Here is an 18,220-nt window from a genome sequence, read left to right as displayed (position 1 = left end):
AAAATTCATCAATAATATGGCACCTATAAAATCACAAAACAGCAATATGCTGCTTGCATTTCTTACTTTACTGGGAGTTATTGCAATCGTTGCAGTCGTTGGCTTTTTCATGCTCCGCAAAGGTCCTGAGATTATTCAGGGGCAGGCTGAAGTTACCGAATACCGCGTTTCAAGCAAAGTTCCGGGACGTATACTGGAATTTCGCGTGAAAGAAGGACAAAGCGTAAATGCCGGAGATACACTGGCTATTCTGGAAGCCCCCGATGTAGTGGCTAAAATGGAGCAGGCACGTGCCGCCGAAGCTGCCGCTCAGGCACAAAACGAAAAAGCAATCAAAGGTGCACGCGAAGAACAGATTCAGGCAGCCTATGAAATGTGGCAGAAAGCTCAGGCAGGTGTTACAATTGCCGAGAAATCATACAAGAGAGTCAAGAACCTGTATGAACAAGGAGTGATGCCCGCACAAAAGCTGGACGAGGTTACCGCACAACGCGACGCTGCCATCGCTACCGAGAAAGCTGCCAAAGCACAATATACAATGGCAAAGAACGGTGCGGAACGTGAAGACAAGATGGCTGCCGAAGCGTTGGTGAACCGTGCAAAAGGAGCTGTTGCCGAAGTAGAATCTTACATTAAGGAAACCTATCTGATTGCTCCGGCTGCCGGAGAAGTTTCCGAGATTTTCCCGAAAGTAGGCGAATTGGTAGGTACAGGTGCCCCTATCATGAACATAGCCGAACTCAATGATATGTGGGTGACTTTCAACGTACGCGAAGACTTGCTCAAAAACCTGACTATGGGAGCAGAATTTGAAGCCGTTGTTCCCGCACTGGATAATAAAACAGTCAAACTCAAAGTATACTATCTGAAAGACTTAGGTACTTACGCTGCCTGGAAGGCAACCAAGACTACCGGTCAGTTCGACCTGAAGACATTTGAAGTCAAAGCTTCTCCGATGGAAAAAGTGGAGAACCTCCGTCCGGGTATGTCCGTCATCATTAACAAATAATCATGAAAGAGAGAAAGAAGAAATATGTAGCCTTATGGCAGGTCATGCAGAGGGAGTGCAGGCGGTTAGTATCACGCCCGCTCTATCTCTTTTGCATGGTCATCGCTCCATTATTCTGCTACCTATTTTTCACAACCCTGATGGATTCGGGCCTTCCGCAGAATCTTCCGGCCGGCGTGGTAGACATGGATGACTCGTCTACTTCACGCAACATTGTCCGCAATCTGGATGCTTTCTCGCAAACAGGTGTCGTAGCTCATTACAGCAATGTGACGGACGCGCGTATCGCTGTGCAGGAAGGCAAGATCTACGGTTTCTTCTATATCCCGAAAGGCTTGTCGGCAGAGGCACAAAGCCAACGGCAGCCCAAAATCTCTTTCTACACCAATTACTCCTATCTGATTGCAGGTTCTTTACTATTCAGAGACATGAAAATGATGGGAGAACTCACTGCCGGCTCTGCGGCAAGGAGCGTACTGTACGCCAAAGGGGCTACGGAAGATCAGGCAATGGGCTTCCTGCAACCGATCGTGATTGACACACATCCACTGAACAATCCGTGGCTGAACTATTCGGTATACCTGTGCAATACACTGATACCGGGAGTACTCATGTTGCTCATCTTCATGGTTACCGTTTATTCTATCGGTGTAGAAATCAAAGACCGCACTGCCCGTGAATGGTTGCGAATGAGTAACAATTCCATTTACATTGCTTTGGCAGGCAAACTGCTTCCGCATACGGTGGTCTTTTTCATAATGGGGATATTCTATAATGTATACCTGTACGGTTTTCTGCATTTCCCCTGCAACAGTGGCATCTTCCCGATGATATTCGCCACGCTCTGCCTTGTATTGGCATCCCAGTGTTGCGGCATCGTCATGATAGGTACACTGCCTACACTCCGCCTCGGATTAAGTTTTGCCTCCTTGTGGGGAGTGATTTCATTCTCCATCTCCGGTTTTTCTTTTCCGGTGATGGCAATGAATCCTGTTTTGCAGGCCTTGAGCAACCTGTTTCCGTTACGTCATTATTTCCTGATTTATGTAGATCAGGCGCTCAACGGATACAGCATGGCTTACTCATGGTCCAACTATATGGCATTATTAATATTCATGATGCTTCCCTTCTTTGTGGTTCACCGCTTGAAAGAAGCATTGGTTTACTATAAATACATACCCTGATGAAAGATATAAAATTTAAAGACAAGATAGCCCAAGGCATCAACGACCTGTTTTATATCTGGAAGCGCGAGTTTCAGACAACTTTCCGCGACCAGGGGGTACTGATTTTCTTTATCCTCGTCCCACTGGGCTATCCGTTACTGTACAGCTTTATCTATGACAATGAAGTAGTACGAGAAGTTCCGGCCGTTGTAGTCGATGACTCTCATTCATCCCTGAGCCGCGAATATCTCCGGAAGGTGGATGCCACACCGGACATTCAGATTGTTGCCTATTGTGCCGATATGGAAGAAGCCAAGCAAATGCTGAAGAACCGGCTTGCATACGGCATCATCTATATCCCATCTGATTTCAGCGACAACATCGCCAAAGGGAAACAGACGCAAGTCAGCATCTATTGCGACATGAGCGGATTGCTGTACTATAAATCCATGCTGATCGCCAATACGGCCGTATCACTGGATATGAATAAAGATATAAAGATCGCGCGTAGCGGGAACACGACCGAGCGACAGGACGAAATCACCGGTTATCCGATAGAATATGAAGAGATTTCCATCTTTAATCCTACAGCCGGTTTTGCCGCTTTCCTGATTCCTGCCGTATTGGTGCTGATCATACAGCAAACGCTATTGCTCGGAATCGGACTGGCAGCAGGAACTGCCCGGGAAAACAACCGGTTTAAAGACCTTGTCCCCATCAACCGGCATTATAACGGAACGTTGCGAATTGTACTTGGCAAGGGGCTAAGTTACTTCCTTGTGTACGTACTGGTATCATTTTACGTGCTGCATATCGTGCCAAGACTATTCAGCCTCAACCAAATCGGGCAACCCGGTTCACTGGTATTATTTGTCGCCCCCTATCTGGCAGCCTGCATTTTCTTTGCAATGACCACCTCCATCGCCATTCGCAACCGGGAAACCTGTATGCTGATTTTTGTATTCACTTCCGTACCGCTGCTGTTTATTTCCGGTATCTCGTGGCCGGGAGCCGCCATTCCTCCGTTCTGGAAATATGTTTCTTACATTTTCCCGTCCACATTCGGCATCAACGGCTTTGTGAAGATCAATAATATGGGAGCTACTTTAAGCGAAGTCGCCTTTGAATACAAGGCACTGTGGATACAAGCAGGCGTTTATTTCCTCACCACTTGCTGGGTATACCGCTGGCAAATACTGATGAGCCGGAAACACGCCATAGAGAGATATAAAGAACTGAAAGAAAAAGAGAATCTGGCCAAACAGATGACCGATTGAGACAATTAAAAGGGAGAGAGTTTAGTACGATGTGTGCTTCTTCGGAAGTATACATCGTTTTTCTTTATAGGAAGAGAAAATTCTTTATGGGAGGAAATGAAAAAGTCCTCCGCTCCATCTATTGGGCAGAGGACTTTATGAATGGTATTATAAAGAGAATATAATTCAATTAGAATTTGTAACCTACTCCGATAGAGAAGTTGATGTTCTTAGGAGAGCCACTGGCATCATACACTTTAGTCAAACCAAATTCTCCGGTCAGGTCGACAAAGAATCTGTTGATTTCGTAAGCAACACCCACTCCAAGTCCGAAGTCAAATCTTTTACCTCCGCTGTTGTCACCAAAGAAATCTTCCTTAACGCCATTCATCTTGTATTTACCGGCAATACCGCATGCCAGATACGGACCGGCTTTTACAACTACATTTTGTCCGTCTACCACAGCAAATCTTGCAGCAGCCATTACCGGCAGTTCCAGGTACATCGGATTAGCCTTGATATCACCCAGTTTTGCACCTTTCTGAGTAAACATCAACGAAGGCTGAATAGACCACATATCAGTAAACTGATATTCCATTCCCACTCCAACATTAAAACCTACTCTCATGTCCGTATCAGCGTCTCCTGTGAAATTACTCATGTTCATACCTACCTTAGCATTCCAGGAAATCTGAGAATAAGAAACGATAGAAACAAGTGCAAACAGCACAAAAATCAAACCTTTTTTCATATCAGTCATTTTTTTAGTTTGCCTCCCTCCTCCCTCCGGGCTGCATAGTTAATAGCTTCATTATCGAGTACGGGGAATCTTTCAAGCTTTGCTTTGTGTTGAAACGCACTCTCCTTTTATTAACATACGTTCTATTATACTCTACAAAAGTATTTCATTTATTTTATATAAAAAAGCCACGATAGGCTTTTTGTTCACCTAAATGTCCTAAAGATTGCTTATTTGGATGAATATAACGTTTATCCACATTATTTTCATGCTTACGAGAATTAGGGGCTTTTACCCGCAAATCACCCCATTCCAAACAGGCATTTACAATATTTAACCGACTAGCTATTGCTTTATTACGAAATATTCGTAGCTTTGCGAAAGAATCGTAATTAAACATCATCTCCATGGAAAAGTTAACTATACAAGAAGAAGAAGTAATGATCTACATTTGGGAGTTACAAGACTGTTTCGTAAAGGACATCGTATCCAAGTTTCCGCAACCGGCACCACCTTATACCACCGTTGCGTCCATCGTGAAAAATCTCGAACGGAAAGGATACGTTAAATCGAAACATATAGGGAATACCTACCAATATACTCCCTCTATTCGTGAAAATGAATACAAACGCCACTTCATGAGTGGAGTTGTCCGCAACTATTTCGAGAACTCCTATAAGGAAATGGTTTCTTTCTTTGCAAAGGACCAGAAGATATCTACGGATGACCTTAAGGACATTATCGAACTGATAGAGAAAGGAAAAGAAAAATAAACTGAAACTTTATCGATATGACTCCGGAACTTGCCTATTTCTTAAAGATAAACGTAGCCATCGCATTGTTCTACGCTTTCTATCGGTTGTTTTTTCATAAAGACACCTTCTTCCACTGGCGACGGACCGCTCTGTTATGCTTCTTTGGCATCTCTCTGCTCTATCCCTTACTGAATATTCAAGAGTGGATAAAGGAGCAGGAGCCGATGGTGGCAATGGCAGATCTTTATGCTACGATCATACTTCCGGAGCAAATCATCGAGGCACCACAGGAAACAACGGCCAACTGGCAGGAGCTAATCCCACAAATTCTGGGATTTATCTACTGGACCGGTGTATTACTTCTTGCCCTACGCTTCCTGATCCAGCTGGGCAGTATCATACGATTGCATTTCCTATGCCCGAAAAGCACGATACAAGGATCACGTGTACACATATTAAAGAAAGGTACAGGCCCCTTTTCCTTCTTCCACTGGATATTCATACATCCGGAATCGCATACAGAATCCGAGATCAGCGAAATAATCACGCATGAAGAGACTCATGCCCGCCAATATCACTCAGCAGATGTACTCGTCAGCGAGATTATGTGTACTTTCTGCTGGTTCAATCCCTTCGTCTGGCTGATGAAACGGGAAGTCAGAGGTAATCTGGAATACATGGCAGATCACCGGGTATTAGAGACGGGACATGATAGTAAATCATACCAGTACCACTTGCTGGGACTGGCACATCACAAGGCTGCAGCAAATTTATCTAATAGTTTCAATGTTTTACCACTTAAAAATCGTATCAAAATGATGAATAAACGAAGAACCAAAGAAATAGGAAGGACTAAATATCTGATGTTCCTTCCCTTGGCTGCCCTGTTGATGATTATCAGCAACATCGAAGTAGTAGCTCGTACAACGAAAGAATTTGCCAAAGAAATGATGGCAGCACCGGAAGAACAAGGTGTTTCGCAAACCGAACTCGCCAATGGTCCGGAACTTCCCGATGGAATGACGGGAGTAGCGACATTACAGGATAAAAAAGGAATGCAGAAAACAAAAGAGGTAGCTCCTCCTCCCCCTCCGGCACCCGTTAAAAGTGCTACTGTAAATGATTCTGTCGTATTTGAAGTTGTAGAAGAAATGCCCGACTTCCCCGGTGGACAATCAGCATTGATGGAATATCTCGCCAAGAACATCAAATATCCGGCAACAGCTCATGAAAATGGAAAGCAAGGACGTGTGATTGTGATGTTCGTAGTCAAAAAAGACGGTAGTATTTCCGACGTTAAAACAGTTCGAGGCGTAGACCCCTATCTTGACAAGGAAGCTGAACGAGTGATTGCTGCCATGCCTAATTGGAAACCCGGCAAGCAAAGAGGACAAGCTGTGAACGTAAGATTTACGGTTCCCGTAACTTTCCGTCTGTCCGGTCCGGAACCTGCAAAACCGGCAGAAACACCCGAAGCAGTAGCAATAGAAAAGTTTGAAGAGGTCGTAGTGGTGGGCTATGGTCCTAAAGAAGCCACACCCAATAATGAACCAACTTTCAAAGTCGTAGACGAGATGCCTAAATTTCCCGGAGGACAGGAGGGATTAATGCGCTACTTAGCCAAAAATATAAAATATCCGACTATGGCCCAGCAGAATAAGGAACAAGGAAAAGTGCTGGTCCAGATTGTCATCGGAAAAGACGGTAACGTGTCGAATATAAAAATATTAGAAGGCGCGTCGGCATGGTTGGACGCTGAAGCGATTCGTGTAGTGCGGGGTATGCCTAAGTGGGAACCGGGAAAACAGAACGGACAAGCCGTTGCCGTAGAATATACATTCCCTATTACATTCCGACTTCAATAAGCAAAACCGAAAATATCATTATTCCCCTAACAAGTAAATAACAGAAAAAAGGAGCAATCGTAAACGATTCTGCTCCTTTTTCTGTTTTCGCATAGATAATTACAATAATATGATTACATTTGTTGGAGATAAAAGCCTAATCGTATGAAAAGATTCGCATTAATGATAAGTTTGCTGCTAAGCATACTTTGTATGACACAAGCTAAAGACAGAATCGTAGAACGTCCTCCCTTTTTAGCTCAGAGTTCCTCAAGTATAGAGATAGACAAAATTGTCATGAGTGACACAGTCACCACTGTGTATATCAAAGCTTTCTATCGGCCCAAATACTGGATAAAGATCGCAACCGGCAGTGTACTGAAAGACAACAATGGCAACCTATACCCTGTCCGGAAGGGAATCGGCATTACACTGGACAAAGAGTTCTGGATGCCCGAATCCGGCGAAGCCGAATTCCAATTAACTTTCCCACCCATTCCTCAAAACGTGACTTGCCTGGATTTCTCTGAAGGAGACTTTGAGGGAGCATATAAGATATGGGGCATACAGCTGGACAAGAAAACATTCAGCAAGTTCAAACTGCCTAAAGACGTTACAGTCACCAAAGCAGACCATAAAACGACGCTGCCCGAACCAGTCGTTAAATACGCCAAAGCAATTCTCAAAGGAAGAATCCTTGACTACCAAAAAGGGATGCCCAACAAAGGCAGTCTTTATTTTCAAGATGTAATAAGAGACGAAGCTCAGGAAGGAAAAATCCGCATCCAGGATGACGGAACGTTTTATCATGAGATGAATGTCTTCATGGTCACCCCATGCATGATCAGGTTTCCTTTTGGAGCTGTCAGCTACTTATTAGCACCGGGAGAAACCACTTCGGTCGTTATCAATCTTCGCGAAAATGCCCGCAAGCAGTCACATCTCCGCCAAGCAGAAAAGCCATACGGAAAAGAAATCTATTACGGAGGTTATTTAGCCGGAGTACAGCAAGAGCTGGCTGATCATCCTATGAGTTTCAGTTTCACTGAAGGTAATAGTTATGAAGAATACCAACAACAGATTAAAAAGCTGAATGGTAAAACAGCTGAAGAATATAAAGCTCAAATACTTGCCCGACTCCCTGAGTTCAGAAAACAAATCACACAGTCGAAAGGAAGCCCTGCATATAAGGAGATTATTAATACAGACCTCGAATTGTCTGCCGCACTAAAGATTATCGAAACTGAAAGGAACTTGAAATTAGTTCATATCATGACGAATGGGCTGGAAGGAGAAAAAGCAAATAAATACTATGCCGAGACTAAGATTGATATTCCGCAAGGATATTATGAAAGTCTTCAGGACTTCACGTATATCCTTTCACCTAAAGCCTGTTACAACAGCAGATACCCGATACTGTTTGACATCATACGCCGTATAGGTATAGATGATAAGATTCTTAAGAGTCTGAGCAATCATACAGCTGCCAGTTACTTAATACAAAATCTGAAGGCACAGATGATTGGAGTCTCCATGAGAGATCTCAATCCACTTAACGATAAGCAAAAGGCAGAACTGTCAACGATGCCCGCAGCATACAACGACATGGCTCTGGCTATGAACAACGACCTGCTGAAACAAATAGAAATCAACAAGAAGAAAACAGGATTCACCGTTAATGAGACAGGAGAAGTTTCGAATGAAGATTTATTCCCCTCCATTATCTCCAAATTCCGGGGACATACGCTGTTAGTTGATTTTTGGGCAACATGGTGTGGTCCATGCCGGTCTGCCAACAAACAGATTCTCCCGATGAAAGAAGAACTGAAAGACAAAGACATTATCTACCTTTACATCACAGGTGAAACGTCTCCACTGGGAACCTGGAAAAACATGATTCCTGACATTCACGGAGAACATTTCCGTGTGACGGATGAACAGTGGAGCTATCTGCGTGAGAAGTTCAGTATCCGGGGCGTTCCTACTTACTTTGTTATTGACAAAGAAGGAAACATCACTTATAAACAAACCGGATTCCCCGGAGTGGACACCATGAAAGAACAATTGATGAAAGCATTGGAAAAGTAAGATCATCTAATCAAAGAGTAACAATTAACTAAAAAGCATACAACAAAATGAAACACCAACAACTATCAAGAGCGAACGGAACGAAACGTCCTTTCCTCTTAGCACTAATCGCGTTCAGTCTCGGTTTCTGCCATTATGCGGAAGCTAAAGTGCAACCAACGGAAGCGTTCACTTCAAATGTTGATTCGTTAATCATTAACGATAACAACAAAGATAAAGATGAAACAATCTATGAAGCAGTAGACGAAATGCCTAAGTTTCCCGGAGGCACCCAAGCCTTATTCAAATATCTGGGAGAAAACATTCAATACCCGGAAGAAGTGCAGAAACTTGGTATAGCAGGACGTGTGATTACTCAATTTGTCATCAGCAAAAAAGGAGAAATCACCAGTGTAGCCGTAGTCCGCAGTTTACATCCGGAACTGGATAAACAAGCTATTCAAGCCATCACAGCTATGCCAACCTGGACACCGGGAAAAAAAGATGGAAAAGTGGTCAACGTAAAGTTTACCCTTCCAATTAATTTTCACCCAACCCCTGCAGCTACCACCAAAGCAACAGGAGAACAACAACCTGACAGTACTACCGACAAGGTCTTTATGACTGCACAAAAGATGCCGAGGTTTCCCAAAGAACAAGGAGAACTGGATCAGTATCTGAAACAGCACATTACGTATTGGAAAAACGCAGCCAAACAAAAAGAAGAAGGAAGAGTCATTGTGACTTTCATTGTGAGAAAAGATGGTCAGATAACAGATGCACGAGTGGTACGCAGTGTCTCTCCAACGCTGGATGCAGAAGCTCTCCGCATCATCAGCAATATGCCCAAATGGGAACCGGGAGAAAATAATGGAGTACCTGTTTCCGTGAAATATACTATCCCTATCATGTTTAGACTACGATAAACAACACAAAAGAGGCTGGTTTAAACCAGCCTCTTTTGTGTTTAGAATAAATAGAATAAGAGCACTTATTAATGCATCTCTACAATCTTAGTCGGAGCCATCTCCACATTCCGGCGATCTACCTGACGAACTACGCTGGCAGCCAATGACAAGAAAGCGCGACCGGTTACCGTATCTTCATCCAGCGCCACCGGAGTACCATTGTCCCCACCTTCGCAGATACTTTGTACAATAGGAATCTGACCTAGCAGAGGCACATTCATTTCTTCCGCCAGTTTCTTGGCTCCTTCCTTACCAAAGATATAGTACTTATTCTCCGGCAGTTCGGCAGGCGTAAACCAAGCCATATTCTCAACTAGTCCTAAAATAGGCACATTCACTTTATCATTCGTAAACATATTGATTCCCTTGCGGGCATCCGCCAGCGCTACCGCCTGCGGAGTACTAACAACAATTGCCCCCGTCATTGCCAACGTCTGGACAACAGTCAGATGAATGTCACTTGTGCCGGGAGGAAGGTCAATCAGGAAATAATCAAGATCCCCCCAATCGGCATCGCCAATCAGCTGCTTCAATGCGTTGCTCGCCATACCGCCACGCCAAAGTGTAGCCTGATCCGGATCAACGAAGAAACCGATAGAAAGCAGTTTTACACCGTATTTCTCTACCGGAATAATCAAGTCACGTCCATTGATTTTTTCCGCATACGGACGGGCATCTTCCACCTGGAACATCTTCGGCATGGAAGGACCGAAAATGTCAGCATCAAGCAAACCGACCTTGTAGCCCAACTTAGCCAAAGCCACCGCCAGATTTGCGGATACGGTAGATTTGCCTACCCCTCCCTTACCGGAAGAGATACCGATTATATTCTTTACTTGCGGAAGCAGTTTGCCCACTTCCGGACGGGCTGCCTGCTTGCTTTCCGTTGTAATAGTTACCTGCACATCCGGTGATACATATGTATGGATAGCTGTTTCAGCAGCCTTCAGCATTGATTTCATGAACGGATCGGTCGGTTTTTCAAATATCAATGAAAAGCTAACCGCCATGCCATCAATGCGGAGATTATCGGCGACCATCTCCGCTTCCAGCAAATTCTTTCCCGTACCGGGATAACGCACCGTTGCCAGCGCATCCAATATTAATTTCGGATAAAGAGTCATAATTAGTTCAGAATTGAGAGTGGAAAATTGATAGTTCCACCCAATTACTATTATTACTTGTTACTTATTACTTGTCACTTATTACTTATCATTTGCTCGTTTGCAGTCCGCTCCGCTTGCTACGGTTGTAGCTACGGTACGGATCAAGTTCAATTTCCACATCCGGTTCCTGCAAAACTCCCTCTTGCGGAAGACGGAACTTGATATATTTGATATTTAAACCACGATCGAGCCACTGTTGTTCATAATAAGTCTTAATACTCAGAATATCGTCTACCAAATCCGAATGATACAAATCTTCGGTGATAAACTCGACAGGAAGCTGATTGGCTTCTATCATGTACTTTGTATAAGTGAACATAAAGTTACTGTCGGTTTTCAGATGGATGATTCCATCCGGTTTCAGGAATTTACGGTAGCGCTCCATGAAGTAAGTGGAGGTCAGCCGCTTGGTAGCCTTTTTCATCTGCGGATCGGAGAAGGTCAGCCAGATTTCGCTGACTTCACCTGCTGCAAAAAAACGTTCGATGATTTCGATATTTGTACGCAGGAAAGCGACATTCTTCATTCCTGCCTGCAAGGACTCCGTGGCGCCTGTCCACATTCTGGAGCCTTTGATATCAACTGCTATAAAGTTCTTATCGGGAAACATCCGGCCCAGTCCGACGGTATATTCACCCCGTCCGCAGCCCAGTTCGAGCACAATCGGATGATCATTTCCGAAAAACTCCTGATGCCATTTTCCCTTCATGTCAAAAGGCACATTATCCACCGCCGAATAAGGATATTCGAACACGTGCGGGTAACTCGCCATATCGGCAAACTTCTCTAATTTATTCTTTCCCATCTCATTACTGATTAGAACGCAAAGGTACTTACTTTTGGCGTAAACTACAAAAATAAATGGAGTACAGATTGCTCCGTACTCCATTCTATAGAATGATATTTATTCGCTTATTAGCTTTCTACAGTTACTTCTACATTGATATTAATACCGCCTTGCTGAGCTTTCAAATCTTCATAGAAAGCAGCGTGAGATACTTGCACGTAGGGTTGCAAAACGAAGAATCCGATACCGAAAGTAAAGAGGCAAAGGATAGCCCAACCGATGAAGCTCAAATCAAGCAGGAACAATTTCATCTTGTTGCCTTCCATCATTGCCATACTTCTTTCAATGGCAGCATTGTTACACAATTCAGGTTCGTCTTTCAGAATATAGTCCGTCATCGCATAAGAATAATGCTTAATGATACCCGGAATCAGCAACAGTAATGACCACAGGAAAGTATAAACAGCCTGCAGCAGTTTAGTAGTCAAGATACGACTATATTCCTGAAATCCAGCAAACAGCACTCCCAAATCAACTTCTTCCGCTCCTCTGAATACAGCCAGCATCAAAATAGCAAAACCGTATGCAACAGGCAGTCCGACCAACAAAGAACCGATCCATCCAATAAAAGGAATGGAAGACAAACCACCGGCGATAGCCGAATAAATAAGAGCAGCAACGGCTGCCATAGGCCACTTACCCCGAAGGGCTTCACGTGCCTGAGCACGCAACTCTGAATTTTGTTTTAACATAGTAATTACGCAATTAAAAGAGATTATACTTAAAGATCAATTATTCTACAATCGTCACCCAACCATGTGTATCCGGTTCGTCACCGTACTGAATGCCACGCAACTTATTATACAGTTTCGTGCAGATCGGTCCCGGCTTGCCGTCTTTAGAGATAACGTATGATTTTCCGTTCTCCAGGTCATCGATACGCTGAATCGGACTGATTACCGCAGCTGTACCGCAAGCACCCGCTTCTTCGAACGTTTCCAGTTCTTCTTCCGGTATCGGGCGTCGTTCTACCTTGATGCCCATGTCTTCTGCCAGCTGCATCAGACTCTTGTTGGTGATCGAAGGCAGGATAGAAGATGACTTCGGAGTAATGTACGTATTATCTTTAATTCCGAAGAAGTTGGCTGCGCCGCACTCGTCGATATATTTCTTTTCTTTTGCATCCAGATAGAACTCGCAGGAATAGCCCAGATCGTGCGCTTTCTTGTTGGCACGCAGACTGGCCGCATAGTTACCGCCTACCTTGTAGATACCAGTTCCATGAGGAGCGGCACGGTCGAACTCGCGGATAATCACATACGGATTGGTAGAGAAACCACCTTTGAAGTAAGGCCCTACCGGAGTTACAAATACCACGAACATATATTCTTCGGCAGGATGTACGCCTACCTGGGCACTTGTTCCGATCAGTAACGGACGAATGTATAGAGAAGCACCGGTTTCATAAGGCGGAATGAAACGTTCGTTCAGCTTTACAACTTTCAGAATCGCTTCCTTGAAACGTTCGGTCGGCAGTTCGGCCATCAGAATGCCCTGACAAGTAGATTGCAGACGTGCCGCATTTTCTTCCAGACGGAAGATACGTACTTTACCGTCTTTGCCGCGGAAAGCCTTCAAACCTTCAAAAGCTTCCTGACCATAGTGCAGACAAGTAGCTGCCATGTGCAGATTGAGATGTTCATCACTGCTGACTTCCAGTTCGCCCCATGCGCCGTTACGGAAATTGATTCTCACATTGTAATCTGTCTTCATGTATCCGAACGACAGATTCGCCCAGTCTATTTCTTTCATATCGTTATGTATTAGTTTATTTTACGCTTTGATTCGCAAAAATAACTTTTATTATTCAGACTGCCGCCTTTCTTGCAACAATTTTTCGACTTCCCGATCCGCTTTTGTCAGTTTCTCGGTGCAAAAGGCAATAATTTCATTGGCTTCTTTTATTTTTTCGCTCAAAGTGTCGATATCCAGTTCGTTGTTGTCTATCTGACGGACTATCTTCTCAAGACGCTCCATTGCCTGAGAGTATGTTTCTTTTTTAGCTGCCATATTTATTGTATTTAAGATGAATAATAATGCTCATCGAGCCGGACTTCGGAAGTGAAACTTCCCTTAGCCAGACGGGTCACTAACTGGTCTCCGGGGTTCAGCGAAGCGGCATCCGTGACCGCTTTTCCGTCTTTCAGCGTGATGCTATATCCACGACTCAGCAGTTTGTCGGGAGAAGCATCCGCCACACGTTGCCGCAAAAGTTCCAGTCGGTGACGATGACGGGACAACAGGGTCTGAGTGGCTTGCGCCAAGTCTTTTCCGGCTGCCAGCAAGGCAAAGCGGGCATCTGTAAGTTTTCGGTGAACAAGGTTCGGGATGCGGGTCTGAATCATTTCCAGCCTCCGTCCTTCCTGTTCGAGCAGGGCATACGCCCCTTGTTGCAGACGGGCGGATAACTCTTCCAGATGATCTGCCGATTCGGTGATCCGGTGAATCAGAAGTTCGGCAGCAGCCGTCGGAGTCTTCACCCGGGTATGTGCCACAGAGTCGAGCACCGTATCGTCCCGCTCGTGACCGATACCGGTGATGACGGGCAACGGGAACTGGGCACAAGCGGCCGCCAAGAGGTACGTATCAAAACCGGATAAATCCGAAGTCGCCCCTCCGCCTCGTATGATAACCACTACATCAAACTCGTTCACCCGGTCATTGATGCGATCCAATGCAGCCAATACGGACTCTTCCACCTGATTGCCCTGCATCAACGCCGGAAACAGTTCGGTATAGAAAAAGAATCCGCCAGAATTGTGCTGCAACTGATGACAGAAATCTCCGTATCCGGCTGCGGTGGCAGAGGAAATGACCGCTATACGTTGAGGAAGAACCGGCATTTCCAATTCTTTATTCAAAGTCAGTACTCCTTCTTCTTCGAGTTGCATGAGTATCTCACGACGGCGGCGGGCCATATCGCCCAGCGTATAGGCAGGGTCGATATCGAGAACAGTCAGACTGTAACCGTAGAGTTCGTGAAACTGGACTGTTACTTTCACCAGGACTTTGATGCCGGAAGCAAATAACTGTCCAGTAGTTTCCTCAAAGTAAGGTTTCAGCAAGCGGTAGATATTACTCCAGATCATACCCCGTGCCTTGGCTACGAGATTGTTGCTGCGCGGGTCTTTCTGCACAAACTCCAGATAGCAGTGTCCGGTAGTGTTGGAACGGACATCGCTCAGTTCTGCCTGTATCCAATATTCATCGGGCAGGCATTGCTCCAGACTTCGCCGGACAAGCGCGTTTAGCTCTAGTAGGGAAAGAGAATCCATAGGCATAATTAACGATAAATGAATGACACATTTCTATAATGAGATGCGAATTTGATATAGCCTAACAACGAAGAATAGCGGACCGTTCGTTATTCTTTGCTCATTTGGTATGCTTTCCAGAGATCCGGAATGCCATAACCGTAGATGTTGTCCGGAAAATCGGATCTGTCGCCTACGCTGCGCACCAGTTCGATCACTTCTTTGGCGGTCAACCTCGGGCAGGCCTGCCACAGGCAAGCTACCATTCCGCACATGATAGGAGAAGAGAAAGAGGTTCCGTTGGCCAGACGAAGATTACCGTCTGTGCCCACTATATCCGCCTTGAGGCCGACTGCTACGACATCCGGTTTCACACGTCCGTCGGCAGTATTGCCGACAGAAGAGAACGGGGCCAGTAACTTCTTCTTATCAATAGCACCCACAGTCAGTACATTCTCGGCATCGCCCGGAGGAGTGATTTTCTTCCATGAGCCGCTGCCAGAGTTACCGGCACTGCAAACGAGGACCATACCCTTATCTGCCGCCTTCGAAGCCTCCCTTGACATCAGTGCATAGTGTCCGTTCAGGTCACGGTAACGATAGTTCTTGGTCGGGTCGTCAAAGGTATAATAACCCAGTGAGGTATTCACAACATCCACGCCCACACTATCGGCAAATTCGATGGCTGCCGCCCAGTAATCCTGCTCTACCAAATGCTCGGAAGCCTCATCCTCACTGCGAAGCAACCAGTAGGAGGCTTCCGGTGCGGTGCCGACCATGACATTCGGCTGATTCATTGCCATACAAGACAGTACTGACATACCGTGGTTGCTTTCGGCATAGATGTCCGCTTCGGGGTTCACAAAGTCGCGTGTCCCGAGTATGCGGATATTCTTCATCGCTTCGATTCTGTCCGCATTATGAAATCCGGCGTCGATAACGGCAATCGTCATGCCCTGTCCCTTGAATCCGGCATCGTGGAGAAGGTTGGCTCGGCTCATTTCAATCTGAGTGATAGCGGGCCCATACAGGCTGTCCGAACGCTGCGGATCATTGATCAGCGAATCTCTTTTGGTAACTGCCGACACTTTTCCCTGCCACACTTTCTCGGTGGAACGGACAAAAGGCAGTTTGGCTATTTCATCGATCAGCATACTGTCATTGCAGGAGACTGTAACGAAATTATCCCATTTTCCGGTGACAAGCACATGGACGCCTTTCTTTCGTATGGCATCTACATACTTCTTGCATACCGGCAAGTCGGTAGAGTCGATAGCCAGCTTCTGTCTCAACCTGCGGTCGATGGATTTTCTGGAAAGGAACTCCTCCGGTTGCTGGATGGAATAAGTGGTTGCAGCCTTATCTGTGAGGCTGATCCGATATTTCAAGGTATCGGTAGAGGTAAATTGAGCAGATGCTCCCACCGCTGTAGTCAGGATCAATGCCGCTAATACTAATCTTTTCATCTAAATCTCTCTATTTATTTTATTCTACAATTTGTCTTTATTCTCTATGATCACCAGTCCGATCCCCCGCTGCGAAGCGATAAACGCACCGCCAAGTACCCGCCGTCCATCGTAGAACACGGCAGACTGACCGGGGGCAACAGCCGAAGCCGTCTCACGAAAGCGCACCAACAAGCGTCCGTCTTCGAGACGTTTCACCCGACAAGGTATCGGGCGGCTGCGATAACGGATTCTCACCGCAAGATTCTCGCATGAGAACAGTTCTTGCTCATCTACTATCCGGTCTTGTTCCGCCAGCATATATTCCGTCTGCAGTTGTTCGGCATCTCCCAGCATCACTGTATTCTTCTGCGGGTTGATTTTCAGCACATAAGCGGGCTTGCCCAAGGCAATTTCCAGTCCTTTCCGCTGACCGATGGTATAATAAGGTGCTCCCTTATGCTGTCCCAACTTCACTCCTTCGGAGTTGACAAACCATCCCGGACCGATCTCCGTATCCAGTTCCGGACATTGCTCGCGCAGAAAATCACGGTAATCTCCCTGAATGAAACAGACTTCCATACTTTCGCCTTCCTTAGACTTAGCTTCATATCCTTTCTCCGCCAAGTACTCACGCACCTTTATTTTCGTATAGTCGCCCAACGGGAAGATACACCGCTTCAGTATATCCTGCCCCAGCCGCCATAGGAAGTAGGACTGATCTTTTTTATCATCATCTCCCGCTACAATATAGATGTGCCCGCTCCGCTCTTCCAGCCGGGAGTAATGTCCGGTCGCAATGTAGGCGCAGTCCAGCTTGTCGGCCCATTCCGCCAGTACACGGAATTTAAATAAGGGGTTGCACATCACGCACGGATTCGGGGTACGTCCTTGCTTGTACTCATCGATAAAGTTCTTCACGATGGTCTCCTTAAAAGGTATACGCTCGTCAGCCACATAATGTTCAATTCCCATTCGTGCAGCCAGTTCGCGGGCATCCTGAGGCTCGTCTCCCCAAACACGCATCGTGACTCCTACTATTTCATATCCCTGCTCTTGTAGCATCAGACAGGTAGCGGTACTGTCTATACCGCCACTCATGCCAACCAATACTCTTTTATTTCGTTCTTTCATCCGAATTTCCAATCATTAGAAGAATACAAAAGTACAAGATTATAGTCAGACAGCCATAAAAAAGGAAATGAAAAGTTTGTGTCCCCTAATGAATGAACAGGCAACAGCCCCATTGCCATCATCAGACAATCATTTCCTACTCTCTCTTTAATTATTCAAAACGGTTTAAAAATGATTCAAGATACTACTGACTATCATTCGGCGCAAATCCGTATGATTTGTAATCAGATGTATGAAAGAAGCATGGAGGACTTGACAAACCGCTTTTAATGTTGTATCTTTGTAAGTGTAAACCGGAAGCAAATTCAATAACATTGATAATATAGACGAAAAATGAGCAATAATAAGTATTATATAATAACAGATTGCAGGCATTCCCACTCCGGGTAATGCTTGTTGGATAGTCTGATACAAGCTAAGGGCTGCGATTCCTTATGGGAATTGCAGCCCTTTTTGTTGCTTAAAATGGATGTTTATTGCAGGAATAACGAAATTAGAGTTTATAATAAACTTGGAGGACGTTTATAATAAACGATGAAAGAATTTATTAATAAATGATTGGCTGTTACC

17 protein-coding genes are annotated in these 18,220 nt (G+C 45.2%); 7 read left to right on the top strand and 10 right to left on the bottom strand.

Annotated elements, in window-relative coordinates; translation table 11 throughout:
* Positions 1-16 precede the first annotated feature (16 nt).
* From BT_RS19705 to BT_RS19695, 3 genes are read left to right on the top strand one after another with little or no spacing between them, the layout of a single operon-like run.
* The gene (locus BT_RS19705) at positions 17-1,009 is read left to right on the top strand and encodes an HlyD family secretion protein (protein ID WP_011109013.1); all 993 of its coding nucleotides are present in this window, start codon (positions 17-19) and stop codon (positions 1,007-1,009) included.
* Between the two features lie 2 nt (positions 1,010-1,011).
* Positions 1,012-2,193, top strand: coding sequence for an ABC transporter permease (locus BT_RS19700; protein WP_008760823.1), 1,182 nt, complete (start codon positions 1,012-1,014; stop codon positions 2,191-2,193).
* Positions 2,193-3,452, top strand: a complete 1,260-nt coding sequence (locus tag BT_RS19695) for an ABC transporter permease (RefSeq protein ID WP_011109012.1) — start codon at positions 2,193-2,195, stop codon at positions 3,450-3,452. The genes BT_RS19700 and BT_RS19695 overlap by 1 nt, the downstream gene beginning before the upstream one ends.
* 169 nt (positions 3,453-3,621) lie before the next feature.
* On the opposite strand, the gene BT_RS19690 is transcribed toward BT_RS19695, so the two are convergent.
* Positions 3,622-4,182, bottom strand: coding sequence for a porin family protein (locus BT_RS19690; RefSeq protein ID WP_070751130.1), 561 nt, complete (start codon positions 4,180-4,182; stop codon positions 3,622-3,624).
* Between the two features lie 163 nt (positions 4,183-4,345).
* Entirely contained in the window at positions 4,346-4,579 is a 234-nt protein-coding gene (locus tag BT_RS19685) for a hypothetical protein (RefSeq protein ID WP_011109010.1), read from the bottom strand.
* On the opposite strand from BT_RS19685, the gene BT_RS19680 reads away from it, so the two are divergent.
* The 4 genes from BT_RS19680 to BT_RS19665 all read left to right on the top strand — a co-directional run bounded on the left by BT_RS19680 (position 4,578) and on the right by BT_RS19665 (position 9,762).
* The gene (locus BT_RS19680; protein WP_008764156.1) at positions 4,578-4,943 is read left to right on the top strand and encodes a BlaI/MecI/CopY family transcriptional regulator; all 366 of its coding nucleotides are present in this window, start codon (positions 4,578-4,580) and stop codon (positions 4,941-4,943) included. The two genes, BT_RS19685 and BT_RS19680, sit on opposite strands and share 2 nt — an antisense overlap.
* A 17-nt stretch (positions 4,944-4,960) precedes the next feature.
* Positions 4,961-6,790 (top strand): M56 family metallopeptidase, encoded by a 1,830-nt coding sequence (locus tag BT_RS19675; RefSeq protein ID WP_011109009.1) that lies wholly within the window; start codon positions 4,961-4,963, stop codon positions 6,788-6,790.
* A 144-nt stretch (positions 6,791-6,934) separates the two neighbouring features.
* Complete coding sequence (locus tag BT_RS19670; RefSeq protein ID WP_008764154.1) at positions 6,935-8,857, top strand: TlpA disulfide reductase family protein; 1,923 nt, start codon at positions 6,935-6,937, stop codon at positions 8,855-8,857.
* A 47-nt stretch (positions 8,858-8,904) separates the two neighbouring features.
* The gene (locus tag BT_RS19665) at positions 8,905-9,762 is read left to right on the top strand and encodes an energy transducer TonB (RefSeq protein WP_008764153.1); all 858 of its coding nucleotides are present in this window, start codon (positions 8,905-8,907) and stop codon (positions 9,760-9,762) included.
* A 68-nt stretch (positions 9,763-9,830) separates the two neighbouring features.
* Here BT_RS19665 and BT_RS19660 read toward each other — a convergent pair whose 3' ends face one another.
* The 8 genes from BT_RS19660 to mnmA form a co-directional block, all read right to left on the bottom strand.
* Entirely contained in the window at positions 9,831-10,928 is a 1,098-nt protein-coding gene (locus BT_RS19660; RefSeq protein WP_008764152.1) for an Mrp/NBP35 family ATP-binding protein, read from the bottom strand.
* Between the two features lie 88 nt (positions 10,929-11,016).
* A complete protein-coding gene (gene trmB / locus BT_RS19655) occupies positions 11,017-11,775 on the bottom strand; it encodes a tRNA (guanosine(46)-N7)-methyltransferase TrmB (RefSeq protein ID WP_032840567.1) in 759 nt (252 codons plus the stop codon).
* Between the two features lie 110 nt (positions 11,776-11,885).
* A complete protein-coding gene (locus BT_RS19650) occupies positions 11,886-12,509 on the bottom strand; it encodes a DUF975 family protein (RefSeq protein ID WP_008760815.1) in 624 nt (207 codons plus the stop codon).
* 40 nt (positions 12,510-12,549) lie between these two features.
* Entirely contained in the window at positions 12,550-13,569 is a 1,020-nt protein-coding gene (locus BT_RS19645; protein ID WP_004305537.1) for a branched-chain amino acid aminotransferase, read from the bottom strand.
* Positions 13,570-13,620: 51 nt separating this feature from the next.
* Positions 13,621-13,827: an exodeoxyribonuclease VII small subunit gene (gene xseB, locus BT_RS19640; protein WP_008760813.1), complete on the bottom strand. Its 207-nt coding sequence runs from the start codon at positions 13,825-13,827 to the stop codon at positions 13,621-13,623.
* Between the two features lie 11 nt (positions 13,828-13,838).
* Positions 13,839-15,092 carry an exodeoxyribonuclease VII large subunit gene (gene xseA, locus BT_RS19635; protein ID WP_008764150.1) on the bottom strand — a complete coding sequence of 418 codons (1,254 nt, stop codon included), beginning with the start codon at positions 15,090-15,092 and terminating at the stop codon, positions 13,839-13,841.
* A gap of 89 nt (positions 15,093-15,181) precedes the next feature.
* Positions 15,182-16,537 carry a S8 family peptidase gene (locus BT_RS19630; RefSeq protein ID WP_008764149.1) on the bottom strand — a complete coding sequence of 452 codons (1,356 nt, stop codon included), beginning with the start codon at positions 16,535-16,537 and terminating at the stop codon, positions 15,182-15,184.
* Positions 16,538-16,561: 24 nt separating this feature from the next.
* Positions 16,562-17,650 (bottom strand): tRNA 2-thiouridine(34) synthase MnmA, encoded by a 1,089-nt coding sequence (gene mnmA / locus BT_RS19625; protein ID WP_008764148.1) that lies wholly within the window; start codon positions 17,648-17,650, stop codon positions 16,562-16,564.
* Positions 17,651-18,220 lie beyond the last annotated feature (570 nt).

It is taken from the genome of Bacteroides thetaiotaomicron VPI-5482 (assembly GCF_000011065.1).
Classification (GTDB): domain Bacteria; phylum Bacteroidota; class Bacteroidia; order Bacteroidales; family Bacteroidaceae; genus Bacteroides; species Bacteroides thetaiotaomicron.
Note: the sequence above shows the minus strand (reverse complement) of the source record. Positions and strands in the feature narration are given on the sequence as shown.